At 62.6% G+C, this 23411-nt stretch carries 14 protein-coding genes and 1 riboswitch; of the genes, 13 read left to right on the top strand and 1 reads right to left on the bottom strand.

All coding sequences use genetic code 11. From position 1 onward, the window contains the following. Positions 1-42: 42 nt before the first annotated feature. The 13 genes from QZ378_RS02695 (at position 43) to QZ378_RS02635 (ending at position 21635) form a co-directional block, all read left to right on the top strand. Positions 43-1056: an iron ABC transporter permease gene (locus QZ378_RS02695; RefSeq protein ID WP_131971046.1), complete on the top strand. Its 1014-nt coding sequence runs from the start codon at positions 43-45 to the stop codon at positions 1054-1056. Further along, positions 1056-2300, top strand: coding sequence for an ABC transporter ATP-binding protein (locus tag QZ378_RS02690; RefSeq protein WP_055181425.1), 1245 nt, complete (start codon positions 1056-1058; stop codon positions 2298-2300). Before QZ378_RS02695 ends, QZ378_RS02690 begins: the two co-directional genes overlap by 1 nt. Continuing rightward, positions 2252-3973, top strand: a complete 1722-nt coding sequence (locus tag QZ378_RS02685) for an ABC transporter ATP-binding protein (protein ID WP_196032235.1) — start codon at positions 2252-2254, stop codon at positions 3971-3973. Before QZ378_RS02690 ends, QZ378_RS02685 begins: the two co-directional genes overlap by 49 nt. Further along, the gene (locus QZ378_RS02680) at positions 3960-5768 is read left to right on the top strand and encodes an ABC transporter ATP-binding protein (protein WP_009260740.1); all 1809 of its coding nucleotides are present in this window, start codon (positions 3960-3962) and stop codon (positions 5766-5768) included. The genes QZ378_RS02685 and QZ378_RS02680 overlap by 14 nt, the downstream gene beginning before the upstream one ends. Positions 5769-6557: 789 nt before the next feature. Next, positions 6558-6751: riboswitch (cobalamin riboswitch) on the top strand. Next, positions 6715-7920 carry an AAA family ATPase gene (locus QZ378_RS02675; protein ID WP_366935118.1) on the top strand — a complete coding sequence of 402 codons (1206 nt, stop codon included), beginning with the start codon at positions 6715-6717 and terminating at the stop codon, positions 7918-7920. It overlaps the preceding riboswitch by 37 nt. Further along, on the top strand, positions 7913-9781 hold the full coding sequence (locus tag QZ378_RS02670) for a VWA domain-containing protein (RefSeq protein WP_291257223.1): 1869 nt from the start codon (positions 7913-7915) through the stop codon (positions 9779-9781). Before QZ378_RS02675 ends, QZ378_RS02670 begins: the two co-directional genes overlap by 8 nt. A 10-nt stretch (positions 9782-9791) precedes the next feature. Next, entirely contained in the window at positions 9792-13538 is a 3747-nt protein-coding gene (cobN, locus tag QZ378_RS02665; RefSeq protein WP_291257222.1) for a cobaltochelatase subunit CobN, read from the top strand. Next, positions 13535-14629: a radical SAM protein gene (locus QZ378_RS02660; RefSeq protein WP_291257221.1), complete on the top strand. Its 1095-nt coding sequence runs from the start codon at positions 13535-13537 to the stop codon at positions 14627-14629. The genes cobN and QZ378_RS02660 overlap by 4 nt, the downstream gene beginning before the upstream one ends. Further along, positions 14626-15810: an ABC transporter substrate-binding protein gene (locus tag QZ378_RS02655; protein WP_291257220.1), complete on the top strand. Its 1185-nt coding sequence runs from the start codon at positions 14626-14628 to the stop codon at positions 15808-15810. The genes QZ378_RS02660 and QZ378_RS02655 overlap by 4 nt, the downstream gene beginning before the upstream one ends. A gap of 99 nt (positions 15811-15909) precedes the next feature. Next, positions 15910-16923: an iron ABC transporter permease gene (locus QZ378_RS02650; protein WP_087237997.1), complete on the top strand. Its 1014-nt coding sequence runs from the start codon at positions 15910-15912 to the stop codon at positions 16921-16923. After that, on the top strand, positions 16923-18170 hold the full coding sequence (locus QZ378_RS02645) for an ABC transporter ATP-binding protein (RefSeq protein ID WP_191379622.1): 1248 nt from the start codon (positions 16923-16925) through the stop codon (positions 18168-18170). The genes QZ378_RS02650 and QZ378_RS02645 overlap by 1 nt, the downstream gene beginning before the upstream one ends. Beyond that, a complete protein-coding gene (locus QZ378_RS02640; protein WP_291257219.1) occupies positions 18122-19837 on the top strand; it encodes an ABC transporter ATP-binding protein in 1716 nt (571 codons plus the stop codon). The genes QZ378_RS02645 and QZ378_RS02640 overlap by 49 nt, the downstream gene beginning before the upstream one ends. Before the next feature lie 97 nt (positions 19838-19934). Next, positions 19935-21635, top strand: a complete 1701-nt coding sequence (locus QZ378_RS02635) for an ABC transporter ATP-binding protein (protein WP_242967048.1) — start codon at positions 19935-19937, stop codon at positions 21633-21635. A gap of 329 nt (positions 21636-21964) precedes the next feature. Here QZ378_RS02635 and QZ378_RS02630 read toward each other — a convergent pair whose 3' ends face one another. Beyond that, a complete protein-coding gene (locus tag QZ378_RS02630) occupies positions 21965-23266 on the bottom strand; it encodes an IS4 family transposase (protein ID WP_291257218.1) in 1302 nt (433 codons plus the stop codon). Positions 23267-23411: the final 145 nt, after the last annotated feature.

Raw genomic sequence — 23411 nt, 5'->3', positions numbered from 1 at the left:
GCGGAGCCCGGCAGGGGAACGCGCGGAAAAGGAGAGAGGCCTATGAGACAACACACAAGAAACGCCGTGGGATTTGTTGTGCTGGCAATACTGATGGCCGCCCTGTTTTACTGGAACATCAATACCGGCTCGGTGCATCTGAGCCTGGAGCGCATGCTCACCCTCCTCCGCTGGGGCAACGACGGCACCACGGAGGGCAATATCCTCTGGAAAATCCGCCTGTCCCGCCTGCTGGGGGCTGCCCTGCTGGGCGGGGCGCTGTCCATCGCGGGCTTCCTGCTCCAGACCTTTTTCAAAAACCCCATCGCCGGCCCCTTTGTGCTGGGCATCTCCTCCGGCTCCCGCCTGTTTGTGGGCTTCTTCCTCCTGGCGGCCACCCCCATTGTGACGGAGGGCTTCTCCCCCTACGTCATCTTCCTGGCGGCCTTCGCCGGGGCACTGGCGGCCATGGCTCTGGTGCTGGCCGTGTCCAGCCGGGTGCAGAACCTAGCCATGCTGCTGGTCATCGGCATGATGATCGGCTACATCTGCGACGCGGGCACCGACTTCATGATCACCTTCGCCGAGAGCAGCCAGCTCCAGAATTTCACCATCTGGACGATGGGCAGCTTCTCCGGCATGACCTGGGCCACCCTGGGGGCCTCCGCCCTGATCACCATCCCCACGGTGGTGCTGGTGTTTCTCCTGTCCAAGCCCCTGGGGGCCTATCTGCTGGGTGAGAACTACGCCAAGAGCATGGGGGTCAACGTCAAGGGCTTCCGTGTGGCCCTGATCCTCCTGTCCAGCATCCTGTCGGCCTGCGTCACCGCCTTTGCCGGCCCCATCTCCTTTGTGGGCATCGCCGTGCCCCACATCACCCGCCTGATCTTCCGCACCTCCCGGCCCATGGTGCTCATACCGGCCACCTTCCTCACGGGAAGCGTGTTCTGCCTGGCCTGCGACCTCATCGCCCGCACGGCCTTTTCCCCCACGGAGCTCACCATCAGCACCGTCACCTCGGTGCTGGGCGCCCCCGTGGTGATCTGGCTGATGATCAAGCGCAGGAGGAATGGCTGATGTATTTTGAGACCCAGAAGCTGTCGGTGGGCTACCATCGCCGGCCCCTCATCGAGGACATCGATATCGGCATCTGGCAGGGGGGCATTCTCTGCCTGATCGGCCCCAATGGCTCCGGCAAATCCACCATCCTGCGCAGCATCACCCGCCATCTGACAAAGCTGGGCGGCGTGGTGGCCATCGGCGGCCGGGATTTGGACGGCATGAGCGACAAGGAGCTGGCCCGCCACGTGTCGGTGGTGCTCACCGACCGCATCGAGCCGGAGCTCATGACCTGCTGGGAGGTGGTGGCCGCCGGGCGCTACCCCTACACCAACCACTTCGGAAAGCTCTCCAGGGAGGATCAGCGCATCGTGGAGGACTCCATGGCCCGGGTCAACGCTCTGGAGCTGCGGGAGCAGCGGTTTACCGAACTCAGCGACGGCCAGAAGCAGCGGGTGCTGCTGGCCCGGGCCCTGTGCCAGCAGCCGGAGGTGATCGTCCTGGACGAGCCCACCAGCTATCTGGACATCCGCCACAAGATCGAGCTGCTGGACATCCTCCGGGAGATGACCGCCAGCCGGGGGCTGTCCGTGGTGCTCTCCCTCCACGAGGTGGATCTGGCCACCAAGCTGGCCGACGTGGTGGTGCTGGTAAAGGATAACGCCATCTTCCGCTGCGGCGCGCCGGAGGACGTACTGGATGACGACACCATCCGCCAGCTCTACGATATCCACGACGGCAGCTTCAACCTGCTGCTGGGCAGCGTGGAGCTGTGCGGCGCGGCAGGGGAGCCGCGGGTATTCGTGGTGCCCGGAGAAGGCAGAGGGGCCCCCTGCTTCCGGGCCCTGCAAAAGAGGGGGCTCCCCTTTGCCACCGGGATTCTCCAGCGGTGTGACGTGGACTGGGCGGTGGCGGAGACCCTGGCCGCCCGCCGGTATGAGGCGGAGAGCTTTTCCCCTCCCGCGCCGGACACCCTGCGCGCCGCGGTGGCGGCGGCCTGTTCGTCCGCCTGTGTGGTGGACAGCGGGGCCGCCATCGGCCCCTACAACCGGGAGAATCTGGAGCTGCTGCGGGCGGCGGCCGGGGCGGGGGTGCCGGTGCTCACCCTGCGGAGGGAGCGGCTGGAGAGCCTGGAGGCCGCCCGGCCATTTGACACCGTCCGGGCCCTGATGGACGAGGCCGCCCGCCTGGCGGCCGGAAAGGGGGGAGGGGTGTGTCCCTCGTCTGGCGCTGCCTCAGGCGCTATCGCTGGTACTGTCTGACGGCCCTCCTGTTTGTCCTGCTGGAGGCCAACTGTGAACTGCTGCTGCCTACCCTGATGGCGCGGATGATCGACGAGGGGGTGCGCACGGGGGAACTGGGCCGCGTCCTGGAGCTGGGGGGCTGGATGGCGGTGGCGGCCCTGGCGGGCATCCTGTGCGTGCTGGTGCGCAACTTCTGCTCCGGCACGGCCTCCCAGCGGTTTGGGGCCGAGCTCCGCCGGACGCTGTTTGCCAAATGCCTCCGCCTGACCGAGGGGGGCGTGGATCAGCTCGGGAGCGGCGCCCTGGTCACGCGGATGTCCAGCGACTGTGACCAGCTCTCCAGATCGGTGAACTCCGCCCTGCGCATTGGTGTCAAGGCCCCCGCCCTGTGCGTGGGCAGCGTGGTCTATGCCATGGGGCTGGACATGGGGCTGAGCTGGATTGTGCTGGCGGTGGTGCTGGGGGTGACGGCTCTCATCACGGCCTATCTGGCGGAGAGCGGCCGGCGCTTCCGCCGGGTGCGGGAGGCCATGGACCGGGTCAACACCACCGTGGAGGAATTTCTGCGCGGCATCCGCCTCATCCGGGCCCTGGGGCGGGAGGAGTGGGAAAACCGCCGCTTTCAGGCGTCCAACGGAGAGCTGGAGGAGTCCGGCATCCGGCTTCAGCTCCTGTCGGCCTGGTTCGCCCCCCTGGTCACCCTCACTGTCAACCTGGGCATCGCGGCGGTGCTGTGGGCGGCGGGGTGCGGCGGGGCAGAGGCGGGCACGGTGTCCGCCCTCGTCACCTATATGACCCAGATGCTCACCTCCCTGATGACTCTCATTGACGTGTTCAAGCTGCTCATCCGGGGCAGAACCTCCGTCCGGCGGGTGGAGGAGGTGCTGGCTCTCCCGGAGGAGGGAACCCTGGAGGGGCCGGAGGAGACAGGCGTGGAGGAGCCGGTGCTGGAGCTGCGCCATGTGACCTTCGCCTACCCCGGGGGAAGCGGCGTGCCCGCCCTGCAGGACATCTCCTTCACACTGCGGCGGGGGGAGCGGCTGGCGGTGGTGGGTCCCACCGGCGCGGGCAAGACCACCCTGGCCTGGCTGTGCGCCCGGCTCTATGAGCCCCAGAAGGGAGAGCTGTACCTGGGCGGGCGGCCCATGAGTCGCCTTCCCCTGGTGCGGGTGCGGCGGCAGGTGGTGGTGGCCGCCCAGCGGAGCGCCCTCTTTTCCGGCACCATCCGGGAAAATCTGTCCATGGGTGACCGGGGCGCGGGGGAGGCACAGCTCTGTGCCGCCCTGGAGACTGCTCAGGCCGCCGACTTCGTGGCGGAGGCCGGCGGCCTGGACGCCGTGCTAGTTCAGGGGGGCGTCAACCTCTCCGGGGGACAGCGGCAGCGGCTCTCTCTGGCCCGGGCTCTAGTGCGGGGAGGCGCGGTGCTGGTGCTGGATGACTGTACCAGCGCCCTGGACCCGGCCACTGAGCGGAGGGTGCTGGATGGATTGGAGCGGCGGCCGGGGCAGGCGGTGCTCCACATCACTCAGAAGGTGCGCGCGGCCCGCACGGCAGATCGGATCCTGGTGCTGGAGGAGGGGAGGCAGGTGGGTCTGGGCACTCACCGGAGCCTGCTGGACACCTGCCCCACCTACCGGGAAATCTGGGCCTCTCAGGCCCCGGAAGAGGAGGGAGAAGATGGCACACGGTGAAGCGTCCGGCGGCCCTGTGCTGCCTCCCCAGCGGCGGAGCCTCCAGCAGCGCTTCGGCCCCCACGCCAGGGCCAGGGACGGGCGGGGCACCGTGCGGCGGCTCCTGGCCCTCTACGCCCGCTGGGGCAGGGAGCTGCTGCTGGTGGTGTGCCTTACCCTGCTCTCCACCGGGGCGGCCCTGGCGGTACCCTATCTGCTGGGACGGGCGGTGGACTGCTTTCTGCCTTGGGGCGGCGTGGAGCGTGCCGCTCTGTCAGTGCTGCTGCCCACTCTGGCAGGGGCCGCGGCGGCACAGTGGCTCGGCAACTGGGGCCGACGCCGCTGGATGGAGATCCTCTCCCAGCGGATGGTGGCCCGCATCCGGAGGGAGTGCTTTGCCAAGCTGGGGCGGCTGCCCCTGTCCTACTTTGACCGCCACCCCCATGGGGATACCATGAACCGCCTGGTCAGCGATGCCGACAACGTCAGCACCGTGGCGGCTGAGACGGTGACTCAGCTCCTGTCCAGCCTGCTGATGGTGGCGGGGGCGTTGGCCATCATGGCGGCCCTCAGCCCGCTGCTCACTCTGACGGCCCTGGCAACTGTGCCGGTGATCGCCCTGTGCACCCGCCTGATCTCCCGGCGGAGCAGGACGCTCTACCGCCGGCAGGCCGATGAGCTGGGCCGCCTGAGCGGCCTGGTGCAGGAGTCCCTCTCCAACAGCCGCACGGTGAAGCTCTACCACCAGCAGGAAGAGCTGTTGGCGCGGTTTGACCAGATGAACGGGGCGCTGTGCGCCACATCGGTGAAGGCGCAGATCTGCGCCGGCCTGCTCAGCCCGCTGGTGAACATGGTCAACAACCTGGGCTTTGCCCTGATCGCCTGCGCCGGGGGCGTGCTGGCCCTCCGCGGCGCGGTGAGCGTTGGGCTGGTGGTCAGCTTCCTGGGCTACTCCCGGCAGTTGGGGCGGCCCCTGAACAGCATTGCCGCCCTCTTTTCCAGCATTCAGCAGGCCGTCGCTGGGGCCGAGCGGCTCTTTGAGATTTTGGACGAGCCGGAGCTGCCCCCCGATGTCCCGGGTGCAGTCTCACCCCGGACGGTGCGGGGAGAGGTGTCCTTTGCGGATGTGTCCTTCTCCTATGAGCCGGACAGGCCGGTGCTGGAGCATGTGAGCTTCCGCGTCAGGGCAGGGGAGGTGGCCGCATTTGTGGGGGAGACCGGCGCGGGCAAGACCACCCTGGTCAACCTGCTGATCCGGGCCTATGAGCCGACGGCGGGGGAGATCCGGCTGGACGGCGTGCCCCTCGGTCGGTACAGCCGGGAAGGACTGAGCCGGTGCTTCTCCGTGGTGCTCCAGGAGACCGTCTTTTTCCGCGGCACGGTGCTGGACAATCTGCGCTATGCCCGCCCGGAGGCCACGGAGGCGGAGGTTGTCCATGCGGCAAAACTGGCCCATGCCCACGGTTTCATCCAGCGCCTGCCCCAGGGGTACCAAACCCTCATGTCGGGGGCGGCCGGGGAATTCAGCCAGGGGCAGTACCAGCTTTTGGCCATGGCCCGGGCCCTGGTGAGCCGGGCGCCTATCCTCATCCTGGACGAGGCCACCAGCAGTGTGGATACTACCACGGAGCAGCGGCTCCAGCAGGCCACCCTCCGCCTGCTGGAGGGCCGCACCTGCTTCCTGATCGCCCACCGTCCCTCCACCATCCGCCGGGCCGACCGCATCTTTGTGGTGGGGGAGCGGGGGATCGTGGAGTCCGGCACATATGATGAACTGATGAAAAAGCGAGGAGTTTATTGGAGTGTGCTTCAATGAATCAGTCGTTTTGAATGTAATTTATGACCAGCAGGCCATTGTTCTTTTGACCTTGCGCCTCCGTTGGGGTGTTTTGTCTTATAGTGACGAATTTCTGATAACGTGTTGCTACTTTGACCCATGACTTGACCCAGAACGGGAAAAATCCCAGCGGAGCAGGCAGCATACGACCTCCGGGATTTGGCAGTTTTCTGGAACGAAAAGGGTCGGAAAGCACTTGAAATCAAAGGATTGAACTGCCGGTAGCAGCTCATAACCCGGAGGTCGAAGGTTCAAATCCTTCCCCCGCAACCATAAAAGTACCGTATTCCGTTGGAATGCGGTACTTTTTTTCACTTTTTCGACCACTTGTTTTTTGCGTTTCTAACACTTTTCTAACACAACGTCCTGTGAAATGGTCTGCGGCAGCGGCAATTTGCTGATGTCGAGCCTATATCCTCTGAAATTGATGTTGTCCTAAGGAGTGCTAGATTGCCGTATATCCTCTTATTGAAACTCCCCTCCCACGCGGCTCAACACTGCCCAAATGTACGCGTCATGCACTACGCTGAAAACAGCGCACGTGGCTGCGACAGCTGGCACTCCTGGTCCATAATTTCTACGAGTGAATACACCTGACAACTTCTGGTCAAAAGCGGATTAAGATGTCCGACTGCAAAAGATATTTGATGGACGCCTGTGACAGGCCGAATATGCTGTTCGCCCATTCTCGAGCTGGCGAAATCCATCTAGAAAGAAATTAGCAATTGACAATGAATGAAATGGAGAATACAATCAAGATATCAAAAGTAAAATAGCAAGCGCACAGGTGTGCCCTCTCCTTCGGGAGAGGACAGAAAAGGGAAGCCGGGTGAAACTCCCGCACAGGGCCGCTGCTGTAATTGCGGAGTCCCGCCAAGAATGCCACTGGTAGAGAATACCGGGAAGGCGGCGAGGATGAGGATGCATGAGTCAGAAAACCTGCCTGCTGCGTGCACAGAAATGCTCTTCGGATCTCAGGAGCCAGTGTGCGGCAGAGGAATCCCCTTCCCATAGGCGAGGTGGATTGTTTGCAGGCATATGCCGGGATTGGAGCATGCTCCAATCCCGGCTTTTTATATGTTATGGTACATGCAGTTTGATGGAGAAAGGCGGGTCATGCCCAATGGAACGATATGAATATCCCTTTGCGGCAATCGTAGGACAGGAGAAACTGAAAACCGCGCTGCTACTTAACTTGGTAGATCCCCGCCTCGGCGGTGTGCTTATCCAGGGAGAGAAAGGGACGGCCAAGTCTACAGCGGTACGCGGTTTGGCGGCGCTGATGGATGAGGTGGAAGTAACCGAGGGGTGCCCCTTCCACTGCAGAATAGACGGAGAAATGCTGTGTGATGAATGCCGCACCAAACCGGACAGACATACGGCACGCTATCGAAGACGGGTGGTGGAGCTCCCGGTAAGCGCCACAGAGGATCGGGTAGTGGGTACTCTGGATCTGGAACGGGCGCTGAAAGAAGGGGTGAAGGCATTTGAGCCCGGGCTGCTGGCTCAGGCAAATGGGAACATCCTCTATGTAGACGAGATCAACCTGTTGGAGGACCACATCGTAGATGTGCTGCTGGATTCCGCCGCGATGGGGGTAAATACCGTGGAACGGGAGGGGGTCTCCTACAGCCACCCGGCCCGCTTTATTCTGGTAGGCACCATGAACCCGGAGGAGGGAGATCTTCGCCCCCAGCTGTTGGATCGTTTCGGCCTGATGGTGGAGGTGCACGGCGAGCCGGAAGCGGAGGCCCGCAAGGAGGTCGTCCGCCGGCGGCTGGCCTTTGAGACAGACCCAGCCGCATTCTGTGCGTTCTATGAGCCAGAGCAGGAGAAACTGCGGCGGCGCATCGCGGCGGCGCAGGACCGTCTGTCTCAAGTGGCTCTTCCCGAGGCGCTCTTTGACACGGTGGCGCGTGTCTGCACTGCGCTCCAGGTGGACGGCCACCGCGCGGACATCACCATGCTCAAGACGGCACGGGCCTTGGCCGCCTTGGATGGACGACAGGAGGCAGCCGAGGGAGATCTGCGGCAGGCGGCAGAGCTGGCCCTGCCCCACCGGCTGCGCCGGGCTCCCTTTGAGCAGGGGGGCGGCGCCGAACTTAACTGGGGGGAACTGTTCCATGGATAGAGCCCGATATCCCTTCTCCGCCGTGGTGGGTCAGGAGCGGGCAAAGCAGGCGCTTCTCTGCCTGGCTGTGGAGCCCCGCATCGGGGGCGTACTGCTGTGCGGAGAAAAAGGGACGGCTAAGTCCACCCTGGTGAGGGCCATGGGTGGGTTGGAGGGCGTACACCTGGTGGAGCTCCCTGTGAGCACCACGGAGGACATGCTTTTGGGCGGCGTGGAGCTGGAGACGGCGGTGCGCACTGGCCGGCGGCAATTCCAACCCGGTCTGCTGGCTCGGGCCGACGGGGCAGTGCTGTACGCCGATGAGATCAATCTGCTTCCCGCCGCTCTGAGCGGTGCCCTGCTGGACACCCTGGAGAGCGGGGTGTGCCGGGTGGAGCGGGACGGCATTTCCCATACCTGTCCCGCCCGATTTTCTCTGGTAGGAACCATGAATCCGGAGGAGGGGATCCTTCGGCCTCAACTGCTGGACCGCTTTGGCATCTATGTTGCGGTAATCGGAGAGACAGAGCCGGAGTCCCGGAAAGAGGTGGTCCGCCGCGCTCTGGCTTTTGAGACAGATCCCGTCGGATTTCGCGCCCAATGGGCCAGGCAGGAGGCGCGGCTGTCCGAGACAGTGGCCTCCGCCCGTGCGCTCCTGCCGCAGGTATCTGTGGGAGAGGCGGAGGAACAGGCGGCCTGTCTGTTGGCGCGGCAGGCCAATGCCGCCGGGCACCGGGCGGAGCTATCCATTCTGCACACAGCCCGTGCTCTGGCCGCACTTGCGGGACGGACATATCTAAACATGGACGATCTCCATACGGCGGCGGAGCTGGCCCTGCCCCACCGTCGGCGGGAGGGGTGCGAAACGCCGCCATCCCGGAAGGCGGAGGCGCCAGCCCCCCAGGAGCCGCAACCGGACAGCAGCTCCCGGGACAGAGGAGGTTCAGTGGAGGACGTTCAGCCTCCGGCGGAAGATTTACCGCCGGACAGGACACAGCCTCCTGTACAGCATTCTCAGCAGGGCCAGTCCCGGGAAAGGCTAGAGCAGGGGGAAGAGGTCTATGAGGTGCGCGCCCTGCTCACGGGCCGGGCTGACCGCTTGGCTCGGAGAGGCAGCGGACGGCGCAGCAAGACCCGCTCCGCCACCCGGCGGGGGCGGGCCGTGGGCGACCGCATTCCACAGGGAAAGGCAGAGGATCTGGCGATAGGCGCTACGCTGAGAGCCGCCGCACCCTACCAGCAGGCTCGCGGAGGAGGAGCGGCTGGGCTGGTTCTTCTGCCCTCTGATTTTCGGGTGAAGGTGCGGGAAAGCCGTGTCGGCGCGGACATCGTGTTTGCCGTGGACGCCAGCGGCTCCATGGGGGCGGCCCGGCGGATGAAAGAGGTCAAGGAGGCGGTGCTCTCCATGCTGATGGATTCCTACCAAAGGCGCGACCGGGTAGGGCTGGTGGCCTTCCGGGGCGGAGAGGCGTCCACACTGCTGGCGCTTACGCGCAGTGTGGAGCTGGCTCAGCGGGAGCTGCAATTTCTCCCCACCGGCGGCCGTACCCCGTTGGCGGCCGGACTGGAGGAGGCGCGCCGCCTCCTGGAGCTCCAGCGCCGCCGGATGAAGGAGTCCCTGCCGCTGCTGGTCCTAATCACAGACGGGCGGGCCAATTTCAGCCGGGGCGGAGACCCGGTGGAGGAGGCCATTCAGGCGGCCAGGAGGGTAGCTGAGTCCCACATTCCTGCCGTGGTTATCGATACAGAGCGTCAGTTTGTCTCCCTAGGGCTGGCGGCCCGGCTGGCTCAGGAGATGGGTGCGCCCTGCTACCGGGTGGAGGAGCTGCGGGCCAGGCCCCTGGCGCAGCTGGTACGCGGACACAGTCCGGCGGCGGGTTGAGGAGGCTTTTATGGTAAAGCTGCTTTTTGTGCTCATGAATGAATATCGGCTCTGGGCCCTGCCCCAGGCCCTGACCGCGCTGGAGCGCCGGTATCCCGGTTTAGTGGAGGGATGGGTTTACTCTGTGCGGGAGGTCAACGCTGATGCCGCACTGGAGCGGGCGCTTTTGGATGACGCTGCGCGGGCGGATATGGCCTTTCTGGCTTCCCACGGCTCTATCCAGAACCTCTGCTGTTTTTCGCGGCTTTGGAAAACGCTGGAGGGGCGACCGGTCTATTTTACCTCCACCATGGGGGATGAACTGGCCGAACTGCTCCCCGAACTGGGCCTGGAGCCGTCGCTCTACGCCGCGCTGGACGCTTATTACCAGGCCGGAAGCCCGGAGGATCTGGAGGAGCTGATGCTCTGCGCTGTCAACGGGCGATTTGGAGGCGACTATCCGCTCCGCCCCCCGAACCCTCCCCGAGGGCAGGGTGTGTATACCCTGGAGGGCTTTCTGCCGCCGGAGTCCGAAGAGCGTTACCGAGCGCAGATGGCCGCAGAGACCCGGCCGGTGATCGGTGTGCTGATCCATGACCATTATGCCAAGACCGGAAATCTGGAGCACGTGGACGCCCTGCTGCGCGCGATCCAGGCCCGGGGGTACGTCCCTTTCGCCTTGGCGGATTCTTTTGCGGCCGACCATGGGGCGGAACGGGGCATGCTCTACCGGATGGAGCGTGCTTACCGAAGGGAAGACGGCACACCCATCCCGGCAGCGCTGGTGGTGTCCTACGGCTTCAGCCTGACCACCCTGTCCGGACGCGAGGCGCGAGCGGGTCAGGTTCCCTCCAGCGTATTTGAGGACTGGGGCCTTCCGGTGATTCAGGGCCTTACCACTTATTTCAGCGCGGATGAATACCGCCGGGACATCCGGGGGCTGGATCTGGTCTCCCTGCCCGTGTGCGTCTACCAGCCGGAGTTTGACGGGCAGCTCATTTCCGTGCCCTATGCGGTGACAGAGCGGGTGGCAGACGGGAGAAAGGTATGCCGTCCTCTGCCTGACCGGGTGGAGCGGGTGGCAGAGCTGGCCTGCCGATGGGCGGGACTGGCCAGGAAGCCCATGGCGGAGAAGAAGCTGGCCATTATCCTCCACAACATGCCGCCCCGAAACGACACCATCGGCAGCGCCCATGGCCTGGACACGCCGGAGACGGTATTCCGGGTGATCCGCGCTTTGGAGGCGCGGGGTCTGCAGACGGAGCACCCCTTCACGGATGGGGCCGAGATCATCGACCGCATCCGGGCTGCGGTGACCAACGACAGCCGGTGGCTCTCCCCGGAGGCCGCGCTGGAACGGGCGGCGGCAACGGTGCCGGCGGCGCAGTATCAAGCATGGTTTGACCGCCTCAACCCCGAGACCCGGTCGCAGATGAAGGAGAGCTGGGGGCCCGCCCCTGGTACCGTCATGGTATCCGGCGGACAGATCATTATCCCAGGCATCCGCAACGGCAACCTTTTCGTGGGGCTGCAGCCTCTGCGCTCCGCCCCGGAACAGGCGGAGGAGCTCTACCACAGCACCGACAGCACACCGCCCCATTCCTATCTGGCCTTTTATCGCTGGGTGGACGAGGTGTTTGGGGCAGATGCGGTGCTCCATGTGGGCACCCACGGCACCCTGGAGTGGCTTCCGGGCAAGGAGATCGGGTTGTCCTCCGGCTGCTTTGGAGACATCTGTATCGGCGGCATACCCCATCTGTACATCTACAATATCAGCATACTGGGTGAGGGCATGCAGGCAAAGCGGCGCTCCTACGCCTGCATCCTCGACCACCTGATCCCCTCCATGGATGACTCGGACACCTATGGCGGGCTCACAGATCTGGATGAGGCTATTGACGGCTATTATCACGCCAGGCAGGCCAGACCCGCCCAGGTGCCGGCGCTTCTGGAGCGGATTTTTACGCTGGCGGAGGAACTGAAGGTGGCCACAGATCTAAAGCTGAGCCGGGCGGATCTGGAGGCAGACCCGGAGACGGGCGTGGGGTGTCTCCACCGCTGGGTGAGCCGCATCAAGACCTCTCTGGTGCGGGATGGGCTGCATATTTATGGGCAGGCCCCCGAGGGGACGCAATTGGACAATCTGGCGCGGGCCCTGGTTCGGGTGCCCAACGGCGGAGTGCCCGCTCTGGAGGATAGCATCCTGCTGGCTCAGGGCTGGGAGCCGGGGGAGCTGCGGGCCGCGCCAGAGCGTATCTTCCCCGACGGGCGCACCGCCCTGCGCATCCGCGACGGAGCGGTGGAGACGGCGCGCCGGCTCTTTTCCAGCCTGGCGGGACAGGGGTACCGGCCCGATTCGGTGGCAGGGATTCTGGCGTCGGAGGATTTTCCGGGAGACACAGCTCCATTGGCAGGGACGTTGGATTTTGTATGCCGTCAAGTGGTGCCCCGGCTGTGCCAGACCACGGACGAGATGGAGCTGCTGCTGGCGGGCGTCGAGGGGCGGTTCATTCCGCCGCTGCCCGGAGGCAGCCCATCCCGAGGAAATGTCCACATCCTGCCCACCGGCCGGAATTTCTATGCCATCGATCCGGCGGCCGTCCCCAGCCGGGCCGCCTGGGCGGTGGGGCAGACACTGGCGGAGCAGGCCATTGCGGCCTACCGCACTCAGAAGGGGGAGCCCTGGCCGGAGAGCGTGGCTATCGTGGTCTACTCCGACGAGTGCATGAAAACCCATGGCGAGGACATCGCAGAGGTGTTCGCCCTGATGGGTGTGCGTCCCCTCTATCTGGGGCAGACCGACAAGGTGGTGGGGGTAGAGCCCATCCCTCTGGAGGAATTGGGCCGTCCTCGCATCGATACTGTGCTACGCATCAGCGGCCTGTTCCGTGATACCTTCCCCAATGTGGTGGAGCTGGTGGAGCGGGCGGTGTTGGCTGTGGCCAGCCTGGACGAGAGCCCGGAGCAGAACTTTATCAAAAAACATACCGACCAGGAGCGGGAGCGGCTGGTCGCCCAGGGCCTGAGCAAAAACGAGGCGGCGGAGCAGGCAACTTTGCGGGTGTTCGGCTGCCCGCCCGGCACCTATGGGGCGGGAGTGAGCAAGGCAATTCACAGCCAGAACTGGGAGAGCTGGACAGACCTGAGCCAGATCTATACCCTCTGGAGCGCCCACGGATACAGCAGCCGCTTTCACGGACAGGCCATGCCGGAGCTGTTCCGCAGCCGGCTCTCCTCTGTGGGGGTGACCATCAAAAACGAGTCCTCGGTGGAGATCGATATGCTGGACAGCGATGACTTTTACAGCTACCATGGCGGCCTGATTGCCTGCGTCCGGGACTGCAGCGGTCAGAAGCCCATCTCCGTGGCGGGACTCACCGCCGACCCCGCCAGGCCGGAGACCTCCGACGTGGAGACTGAACTGGCCCGGGTCATGCGCAGCCGTATTCTCAACCCCAAATGGCTGGAGGGGCTCAAGCGCCACGGCTACAAGGGCGCCCAGGAACTCTCCACCACCTTTGACACCTTCTTCGGTTGGGACGCGTCCGCAGAGGTGGCGTCTGACTGGATGTATGACGCCATGGCCCGGCAGTTCCTCCTGGATAAGGAAACCCGGCAGTGGATGGAGCAGGTCAACGACACAGCGGTGCTCCAGATGAGCGAGCGATTCCTGGAAGCCCACCAGCGAGGCATGTGGCAGGCGGGCGAGGAGGAGCTGCGGGCCATCCAGCGCATCTATATGGACATGGAGGGCGTCATGGAGGATGGATACCAATGAAGGCGGGGCTAGACACCCTGGTTCTGCGCCTTACCAACCGCTGTAATCTGAGTTGCGCCTACTGCTACGCTGAGGGAGAACCAGCAGGGGCGGATCTGCCGCCGGAGCTGGCAGTAAAAGCGCTCTCCCTGGCCTGCCCGCCGGGTGGGAGCCTGCATATTCAGTTTACCGGCGGGGAGCCCCTGCTTTGTTGGGATACGGCGGCGCAGGTGCTGGACTTCGGGCGGGCCACCGGGCGGCAGATCCAAGCCTCCCTTCAGACCAACGGCACCCTGCTTACCCCGGAGCTCTGCCAGGAGCTGAAGGCAAGACAGGTAGCGGTAGGTGTGAGTCTGGACGGTGTAGCCGCGGACAACGCCGCGCGTTTCTTTCCCGGGGGCTCCCCCTCCTTCCCGGCCGCAGTTCAGGGGCTTCAGGCTCTGGCAGAGGCCGGTATGGTGGTCAATCTGACCGCAGTGGTAACGGCAGTCAATGTGCAGAACCTGGATCGGCTGCTGGAGTTTGCGCTCTGGTGCGGCAATATCCACGGAGTGGGATTGGACCTGGTGCGGCCCCAGGGCCGGGGCGCGGGGGCGGAGCTATTTCCTTCTCCACAGGCGCTGGAGGAGGGCATGAGCCGCCTACTGGCACGATACGACCAGCTGGCCGATCTTGGCCGGCCGGTGCGGCTCAAGGAACTGGAGCGGCTGCGCCTGCTTCTGCGCACAGGGCGGCGGAGAGACTGCTATTGCAATGCCCAGACGGGCCGCTCTCTGGCGGTGACTCCGGACGGCTGCCTGTGGCCCTGCTCCGCTCTGGCCGGCGTGGATGGATGCCTTCTGGGGCAGTCAGATGCGGGGGCATGGCCGCCGCAGCGGCCTTGCCCCGGGTTGGAGCCGCCGGAGGTATGTACCCGCTGCCCTGCCTTTGGGCTCTGCGGCGGGGGATGTCCTGCCGCCCGGCTGGCCAGCTTTTCTCAGCTGGACTGCCAGATGCACCGGAAGATGCTGGAGCACGCCTGCCGACTGGAGGGAAAGCTGGAGTTGTGGAATACGTGGCAGAACACGTTTCCAGATAGAGAAAATCCATATCATGAGGAGGAATTGGAATGAAACAACATCTGCACCGGATGGCGGGGCTCTGCCTGGCCGTCACCCTATTGCTGACCGCAGCGGGCTGCGGTCAGCAGGCCGTTCAGGAGAGCACCACCCCCTCTCCCGTGGTGGAGACAACTGCAGTGGATAAAAACGACTTGACCGTCGTGCGAAGCATGGAACTCCAGTACGCCAACAATTTTTCGGTGGACTACTGTGCCAACGGCTGCAAAATCATCACTGACGGTGCGGGCCAGAAGTTCCTGTGGCTGCCAGAGGGGGGCGAAGTCCCGGATGATACGGGGGACATGACGGTGCTTCAGGCTCCGCTGACCAAGCTGGGCTGCTTTTCCACCACCCATGCCACCCTGTTCCATGCCATCGGGGCGCTGGATAAGGTCAGTCTGGTGACCACCGATAAGGACAAGTGGTACATCGAGCAGGTGGCTCAGCAGATTGAGGACGGCACCACCACTTACGTGGGCAAGAACTCCGCCCCCGACTATGAGCTCATCAGCGCCGCCGCCCCTCAGATCATCCTGATTTCTGCAAACACCATGCACGGCAGCGACGAGGTGCTGGCCAAGCTGGATGAGCTGGGCATCCCCTACATCGCGGACAGCCAGCATCTGGAGAACCATCCGCTTGGCCGGGTGGAGTGGGTCAAGCTGGTGGGCGCCCTGCTGGACATGGAGGCGGAGGCAGATGCCTACTTTGACGAGGAGGTGCAGCGGGTGAACGCCGTGGCCGAGAGCGTGGCCGGGGAGAGTGAGCACCCCTCCATCCTCCAGACCTATATCTTCAAAGGAACCGTCTATGTGCGCAACGGCGGCGACTACGTCAACAAGATGCTGGAGCTGGCCGGCGGCACCTATCCCTTCGCCGAGCTGGAACCCGACCAGGGCGGTAATACCAAGATGACGGTGGAGGAGTTCTATCAGGGAGCGGTGGATGCCGATATTCTGATCTATGACAATACCAGTGACGTCAGCGTCTCTACCGTGGCCGATATCCTGGCCAATGGTGACTACCTGGGCGACATGAAGGCCATCCAAGAGGGCAACGTCTGGGGGATCCAGAAAAACTACTGGCAGTCGGCCGATGACGTGGCCACCATGATTGAAGATCTTGCAACCATCATCTATCATCCGGAAAACGCGGATCAGCTCCACTATTTCTACAAGCTGCCCGCAGAATAAGCGGCGGAGCCCGACCGTTTGGTCGGGCCCTGCCGGGAGCCGTCTGCCGCAGTGGGGGACGGCTCCCGACAGGGAAACGCACGGGAGGGAGAGAGGAACATGAAACAAAGCACCCGAAATGTCGTAGGCTTCGCTGTTCTGGCGGTTCTGCTGGCCGTCTTGTTCTACTGGAACATCAACACTGGTTCGGTTCATCTGAGCCTGGAGCGTATTTTTACCCTTCTCCGCTGGGGCAACGACGGCTCTATGGAAGGCAACATCCTGTGGAAGATCCGCCTGTCCCGCCTGCTGGGTGCGGCGCTTCTGGGTGGGGCACTGTCCATCGCAGGCTTCTTGCTCCAAACCTTCTTCAAAAACCCGATTGCAGGCCCCTTTGTGCTGGGGATCTCGTCCGGCTCCCGCCTGTTTGTAGGATTTTTTCTTCTGGCTGCTACCCCTATTGTAACGGGGAATTTTTCTCCCTATGTGATCTTCCTGGCGGCCTTCGCGGGGGCACTGGCCGCTATGGCCCTGGTGCTGGCCGTGTCCAGCCGGGTGCAGAATCTGGCCATGCTGCTGGTTATCGGTATGATGATCGGGTACATCTGCGATGCGGGCACGGACTTTATGATCACATTCGCTGAGAGTAATCAGCTCCAGAATTTCACGGTCTGGACGATGGGCAGTTTTTCCGGCCTGACCTGGGCCACATTGGGGGCATCCGCCCTCATCACCTTCCCCACGGTGCTTCTGGTGTTCCTCCTGTCCAAGCCCCTGGGGGCTTACCTGCTGGGGGAGAGCTATGCCAAGAGCATGGGGGTCAACATCAAGGGGTTCCGCGTGGCACTGATCCTCCTGTCCAGCATCCTGTCGGCCTGCGTAACCGCCTTTGCCGGTCCCATCTCCTTTGTGGGCATCGCCGTGCCCCATATCACCCGCATGCTCTTTCGCACATCCCGGCCCATGGTGCTCATACCGGCCACCTTTCTCACAGGAAGCGTATTCTGCCTGGCCTGTGACCTCATTGCCCGCACGGCGTTTGCCCCAACGGAGCTCACCATCAGCACCGTCACCTCGGTGTTGGGCGCCCCTGTAGTCATCTGGCTTATGATCAAGCGCAGGAGGAACAGCTGATGTATTTTGAAACACAGAAGCTGTCGGTGGGCTACCACCGGCAGCCCCTCATCAAAGACATTGACATTGGTATCTGGCAGGGGGGTATCCTCTGCCTGATCGGTCCCAACGGCTCGGGGAAATCCACCATCCTGCGCAGCATCACGCGGCATCTGGCCAAGCTGGGAGGGGTGGTCACCATCGGCGGCGGCGATCTGGACAAGATGAGCGACAAGGAGCTGGCCCGCCATGTGTCGGTGGTGCTCACCGACCGGGTGGAGCCGGATCTCATGACCTGCTGGGAGGTGGTGGCGGCCGGGCGCTACCCCTACACCAACCATTTTGGAAAGCTCTCGCAGGAGGATCAGCGCATTGTGGAGGAGTCTATGAAGCGGGTGAATGCCCTGGATCTGCGGGAGCAGCGGTTTACCGAACTCAGCGATGGACAGAAGCAGCGGGTGCTGCTGGCCAGAGCTCTATGCCAGCAGCCGGAGGTTATTGTCTTGGATGAGCCCACCAGCTATCTGGACATCCGCCATAAGATTGAACTGCTGAACATCCTCCGGGAAATGACCGCCGGCCGGGGACTGTCCGTGGTGCTCTCCCTCCACGAGGTGGACCTGGCCACCAAGCTGGCCGATGTGGTGGTGCTGGTGAAGGACAATGCCATCTTCCGCTGCGGCGCGCCGGAGGATGTACTGAATGACAGCATCATCCGGCAGCTCTACGGCATTCACGACGGCACCTTCAATCTGCTCCTGGGGAGTGTAGAGCTCTGCGGCGCGGCGGGGAACCCCCGCGTGTTCGTGGTGCCCGGAGAGGGCAGGGGAGCCCCCTGCTTCCGGGCCCTTCAAAAGCGGGGGATCCCCTTTGCCACAGGAATTCTCCAGCGGTGCGACGTGGACTGCGCAGTGTCGGAAACCCTTGCAGCCCGCCGATATACGGCGGATAGTTTCTCTCCGCCGGCCTCGGACACTCTGCGTGCCGCTATCGCGGCGGCCTGCGGCTCCGCCTGCGTGGTGGACAGCGGTGCTGCGATAGGCGCCTATAACCAGGAAAATATGGAACTGCTGCGGGCGGCAGCAGAGGCAGGTGTGCCGATTCTCACCCTGCGCCGGGAGGCGCTGAAGGTCCTGGGGGCCGCGCGCCGCTTCGACACCGTCAGAGCTTTGGCCGATGAAGCGGCCCGGCTTGTGTCTACGGGAAAGGGGGGAGCATCTTGTCCCTCATCTGGCGCTATCTCAGACGCTATCGCTGGTACTGCCTGACGGCCCTCCTGTTTGTCCTGATTGAGGCAAACTGTGAACTGCTGCTGCCGACGCTGATGGCGCGAATGATCGACGAGGGCGTGCGATCAGGGCAGATAGACCGCATCCTAGAGCTAGGCGGCTGGATGGCCGGGGCTGCCATGGGCGGCATTGTGTGCGTGCTCGTGCGCAATCTCTGCTCCGGGACGGCTTCCCAGCGGTTTGGGGCGGATCTCCGACGGGGACTGTTTGCCAAGTGCCTTCATCTCACGGAGGGCGGCGTGGATCAGGTGGGGAGCGGTTCTCTGGTGACCAGGATGTCCAGCGACTGTGACCAGCTCGCCAAATCGGTAAACTCCGCCCTGCGCATTGGCATCAAGGCGCCTGTCCTGTGCGTCGGCAGCGTAGCCTACGCCATGGGACTGGACGCGGGCTTGAGCTGGATTGTCCTTGCGGTGGTTCTGGCGGTGACGGCGCTCATTACGGGCTATGTGGTGCAGAGCAGCCGGCGCTTCCGCCGCGTGCGGGATGCCATGGATCAGGTCAATGCGACTGTGCAGGACTTCCTGCGGGGTATCCGTTTGATCCGCGCCTTGGGACGGGAGGAGTCGGAGACCCGCCGTTTTCAGGTGTGTAGCGCGGAACTGGAGGAAGCGGGCATTCACCTTCAGCTGCTATCCGCCTGGTTTGCCCCGCTGGTCACCCTCACCGTAAATCTCGGCACGGTTGCAGTGCTGTGGGCGGCGGGGACTTGGGAGGTGGAGGTGGGTACCGTATCCGCTTTTGTCACCTACATGACCCAGATGCTCACCTCCCTGATGACCCTGGTGGATGTATTCAAACTTCTCATACGGGCGCAGACCTCGGCGCAGCGGGTGGAGGAGGTGCTTCAGCTTCCGGAGGAAGAAGATCCGGCACAGCCAGAGCACATGGGGGCAGAGGAGCCGGTGCTGGAACTGCGGCATGTGACCTTCGCGTATCCCGGCGGCAGCGGAGTCCCCGCCCTGCGCGATGTTTCCTTCTCACTGCGGCGGGGTGAGCGGCTGGCTGTGGTGGGCCCCACTGGCGCGGGGAAATCCACTCTGGCCTGGCTCTGTGCCAGGCTCTATGAGCCGCAGTTGGGAGAGATACGGCTGGGCGGGCGGCTGCTAAGCTGTCTTCCACTGGAACAGATTCGACGGCAGGTGGCGGTGGCCGCCCAGAAAAGCGCCCTGTTTTCCGGCACGGTTCGGGACAATCTATCCATGGGAGACCGGAGTGCGGGGGAAGATCAGCTCTATGCCGCTCTGGAGGCCGCCCAAGCGGCTGATTTCGTAAAAGATGCCGGCGGACTGAGCGCCCGGCTGGACCAGGGGGGCGCCAACCTCTCAGGCGGGCAGCGGCAGCGCCTCTCTCTGGCCAGAGCCCTGCTCAGGGAGAGCGCAGTGTTGATCCTGGATGACTGCACCAGTGCGCTGGACCCTGGAACGGAACATAAGGTTCTCGCCGGCATCGGGAGAAACCCCAACCAGGCGGTGCTCCTCATTACACAGAAAATACGCGCCGCCAGCGGGATGGATCGGATTCTGGTACTGGAGGAAGGTTGGCAGGCAGGGCTGGGAACCCATGAATTTCTGATGGACAGCTGCCCTGCCTACCGCGAACTCTGGACCTCCCAGGCTTTGGAGGTGAACACAGATGGCACATAGCGGGCGGGCGGCCGGGGGGCCGCCCCTGCCACCACAGCGGCGAAGTCTTCAGCAGCGATTCGGGCCCCACGCAAAGGCCAGGAACGGACGGGGCACCGTGCGCCGACTGCTGGCGCTCTATGCCCGGTGGAAAAGGGAACTTATTCTGGTGGTAGGCCTCACCGTGCTCTCCACCGTTGCATCCCTTGCAGTGCCCTATCTGCTGGGGCTGGCGGTGGACTGCTTCCGGGTGGGCGGAGTGGACAGAACTGCACTGGCGGCGCTACTGGTTCTCCTGGTGGGAGTGATAGCGGCACAGTGGCTTGGCAACTGGGGACGCCGCCGCTGGATGGAGATTATCTCCCAGAGAATGGTGACCCAAATCCGCCGGGATTGCTTTGCCAAATTGGGGAAGCTTCCCCTGTCCTACTTTGACCGACACCCCCACGGGGATACGATGAGCCGACTGGTCAGCGACGCCGACAATGTCAGCACCGTGGCCGCAGAGTCTGTGACGCAGCTGTTTTCCAGCTTGCTGACAGTGGCGGGCGCATTGACCATTATGGTCTTCCTCAGTCCTCTGCTCACATTGGTGGCGCTGGCAACGGTACCAGTGATCGCCCTGTGTACACGCCTCATCTCGCAGCGAAGCCGGACGCTCTACCGCAGGCAGGCCGATGAGCTGGGGCGCCTGAGCGGTCTGGTACAGGAGACGCTGTCCAACGGACGTACAGTCAAGCTCTACCACCGGCAGGCAGAGGTGCTGGAGCAATTTGACCATATAAACGAAGTGCTGTGCACCACCTCAGTAAAAGCACAGGTATGCGCCGGACTGCTCAGCCCCTTGGTAAATATGGTCAACCATTTGGGGTTTGCCCTGATTGCCTGTACCGGCGGTGTGCTGGCCCTTCACGGGGTGGTGCGGATTGGCCTGGTAGTAAGCTTTTTGGGCTATTCCCGGCAGTTAGGGCGGCCGCTTAACAGCATCGCAGCCCTTTTTTCCAGTATCCAGCAGGCCGTGGCTGGGGCGGAACGCCTCTTCGATATCCTGGATGAACCTGAGATGCCAGCAGATGCCCCTGAGGCCGTCTCTCCCCAAACGGTACGGGGAGAGGTGGCTTTTGAGGACGTCTCTTTTTCCTATGAGCCGGAGAAGTCCGTGCTGGAGCATGTGAGCCTCCGGGTTGAGGCCGGGGAAGTGGCTGCCTTTGTGGGAGAGACCGGCGCGGGTAAGAGTACGCTGATCAATCTGTTGACCCGGGCCTATGAACCATCGGCAGGGGTAATCCGGCTGGACGGCATTCCTCTGGAGCAATACAGCCGCGCGAGCCTAGGCCGGTGCTTCTCTGTGGTGCTCCAGGATACGGCCTTTTTCCGGGGCACAGTATTGGAAAACCTGCGATATGCCCGGCCGGAGGCCACAAAGGACGAGGTTATGCAAGCGGCGAAGCTGGCCAACGCACACGGTTTTATTCAGCGCCTCCCGCAGGGATACGATACCATCATCTCAGGTGCAGCAGAGGAGCTTAGCCAAGGGCAGCGTCAGCTGCTTGCAATCGCCCGGGCTCTGGTAAGCCAGGCGCCTATCCTGATTCTGGATGAGGCCACCAGCAACGTGGATACCACTACCGAGCGTCGTATCCAACAGGCAACCATGCGTCTGCTGAAGGGCCGAACCTGTTTCCTGATTGCGCACCGCCCCTCCACGATCCGCCGTGCCGACCGCATTTTTGTGGTGGGGAAGCAGGGAATCATGGAGTCCGGTACGTATGATGAGCTGATGAAAAAGCGTGGAGTTTATTGGAGCATGCTCCAATAAACCAATTGTTTTGAATATGGTTTATGACTGACACGCTGTGAGCTCTTTTGAACGTAGAGCCCATTTAATAGCACTTTTTGTCCTTTACGACGCAGATTTTGAAGTGGGGCTGACGTCTTAACACAGAGCAGAAAAAATCCAGGCGGAGCGGAGACCACATGACCTCTAGTCAAAACCTCCGGCTAAGCCTAATCTCATTAAGATAAGAACTCCAACGCAGCCGCCTTCGGGAAAGAGCCCCGGAGGCGGCTTAGCAAACACACGCACCAGAAAAGAGGGCATGACAAAAGCGCGGAGTATCCTCCGCGAAAAACGAATATAAAGCGCTCTCAAATCATCCGGTACTGGAAAGAGGCCGGACGCTTTACGCGCATATTTCTTGGTTTTTGCAGCCCGGGGCGGACAGGGAGCAAGAATTTTGCTATCAAAGGCTCTATTATGGCAGCGGGAACGAAACCAAGCAGAAATTCCCGTGCAATGTGAGTGGCAAAAGCGGCGTTGATGCGGTAGAGATGCCTGCTCTCCGGCTGCTTAAAAACGGCATGGAGACGAATCAAGGACGCAAAATTATAGAGCGTCATTTTGGCGAAAATCTCCTGCTCAATGAATGGGCGCTTTTTAGCATGAAAGTGCGTCAATGCCAGGGTGTACTTCAAGTCTCGGAAAGATGTCTCGATTCCCCAGCGTTTGTGGTAAAGTACACGGAGCAGCGGAGGGGGGAAGCGGTCTGCTGGAAGGTTGGTGATCACAGTCTCGTACAGGCCCTCTTTGACCGCAAATCTGACCACGCGGAAGGAGATGGGATACAGCGCATCGCTTGCGTTTTTGATATAATCGAAACGAACCTTGCTGGGAATCCAACGGTATTTCTGAGGCTCCCGGCGGATACGGTTGGTGAGGCGTTTGGACAGGAAATAGCTGAAGGCCACATCGAATTCCGGTGTATCAGGCAGCTTAAGCCCTGAAAGTATGCCCCGCTTCTCTTTTGCACGGATTAGATAGTTCCAGTTCTTCTGCTCTATATGAGCTGTGTTGTTGTATGCCTCATAGCCGCAGTCCGCTATAAGGATGGCCGGTTCTTTGAGCCAGGACCGGTCATCCAGCTCCGCAAGTGCCCGAGATTCGTGTTCCTCTCGGCCGTTTTGTATGACAGCGTCCAGATAGAGTTGATTTTCCAAGTCATACAGAGCGTTTAAATGCAGCAGGTTGTATCCGCGTCCGTCTTTGGTGCTGTTAAAGTGGGTTGCCTTGTCGTGGATATTACTTGGAATCTGCACATGAGAACCATCCACCGCCAGCAGGGTGTACCCGTTCCACCTTCGTATGGGACGGTTTTCGGAAGTAAACCGACGCAGGATCTCTTCAAAGGCCGCAGGAAGAAGCTTTCCCCGCCGCTGAACGAAGGCCGATGCAGTTGCCGCTGTTGGATCATAATGAAACTGCCGCTGCAGTTCTACATTCAGACTTTGTCCGCTCATGGAAAGGATCGTCCTGCACAGCATTTCAAAGGGAAGTTTACGGCTGCGTGTAAAATCCCGTTTGGGATCGGTCGCATATGCAGATAGATCCTCCCGCATTTGGCATATGGTATCCAGCAGTTTCCTTTTCAGGGCTTTGGGGTAATTCCTCATCGGCGTAACCTCCTTGAAATTGCTCTCAAGGCGCAGCCGCCGATTTTTCCGGTTTTGTCAAGTGGTTTTTGTGACTTTTTTCAAATATTCGAATGAACACATCCACCAGCGAAGCTGGTGGTTGTCACTGTGCGGGCATAGCCCT

Origin of the sequence: Flavonifractor sp. (genome assembly GCF_019422385.1) — a bacterium.
Classification (GTDB): Bacteria; Bacillota; Clostridia; order Oscillospirales; family Oscillospiraceae; genus Flavonifractor; species Flavonifractor avistercoris.
This window is presented reverse-complemented; position numbering and strand designations above follow the sequence as displayed.

Coding starts and splice junctions, on each gene's coding strand:
- QZ378_RS02695 (WP_131971046.1), top strand. CDS start 43: ATGAGACAACACACAAGAAACGCCGTGGGATTTGTTGTGCTGGCAATA.
- QZ378_RS02690 (WP_055181425.1), top strand. CDS start 1,056: ATGTATTTTGAGACCCAGAAGCTGTCGGTGGGCTACCATCGCCGGCCC.
- QZ378_RS02680 (WP_009260740.1), top strand. CDS start 3,960: ATGGCACACGGTGAAGCGTCCGGCGGCCCTGTGCTGCCTCCCCAGCGG.
- QZ378_RS02675 (WP_366935118.1), top strand. CDS start 6,715: ATGAGTCAGAAAACCTGCCTGCTGCGTGCACAGAAATGCTCTTCGGAT.
- QZ378_RS02670 (WP_291257223.1), top strand. CDS start 7,913: ATGGATAGAGCCCGATATCCCTTCTCCGCCGTGGTGGGTCAGGAGCGG.
- cobN (WP_291257222.1), top strand. CDS start 9,792: ATGGTAAAGCTGCTTTTTGTGCTCATGAATGAATATCGGCTCTGGGCC.
- QZ378_RS02660 (WP_291257221.1), top strand. CDS start 13,535: ATGAAGGCGGGGCTAGACACCCTGGTTCTGCGCCTTACCAACCGCTGT.
- QZ378_RS02655 (WP_291257220.1), top strand. CDS start 14,626: ATGAAACAACATCTGCACCGGATGGCGGGGCTCTGCCTGGCCGTCACC.
- QZ378_RS02650 (WP_087237997.1), top strand. CDS start 15,910: ATGAAACAAAGCACCCGAAATGTCGTAGGCTTCGCTGTTCTGGCGGTT.
- QZ378_RS02645 (WP_191379622.1), top strand. CDS start 16,923: ATGTATTTTGAAACACAGAAGCTGTCGGTGGGCTACCACCGGCAGCCC.
- QZ378_RS02630 (WP_291257218.1), bottom strand. CDS start 23,266: ATGAGGAATTACCCCAAAGCCCTGAAAAGGAAACTGCTGGATACCATA.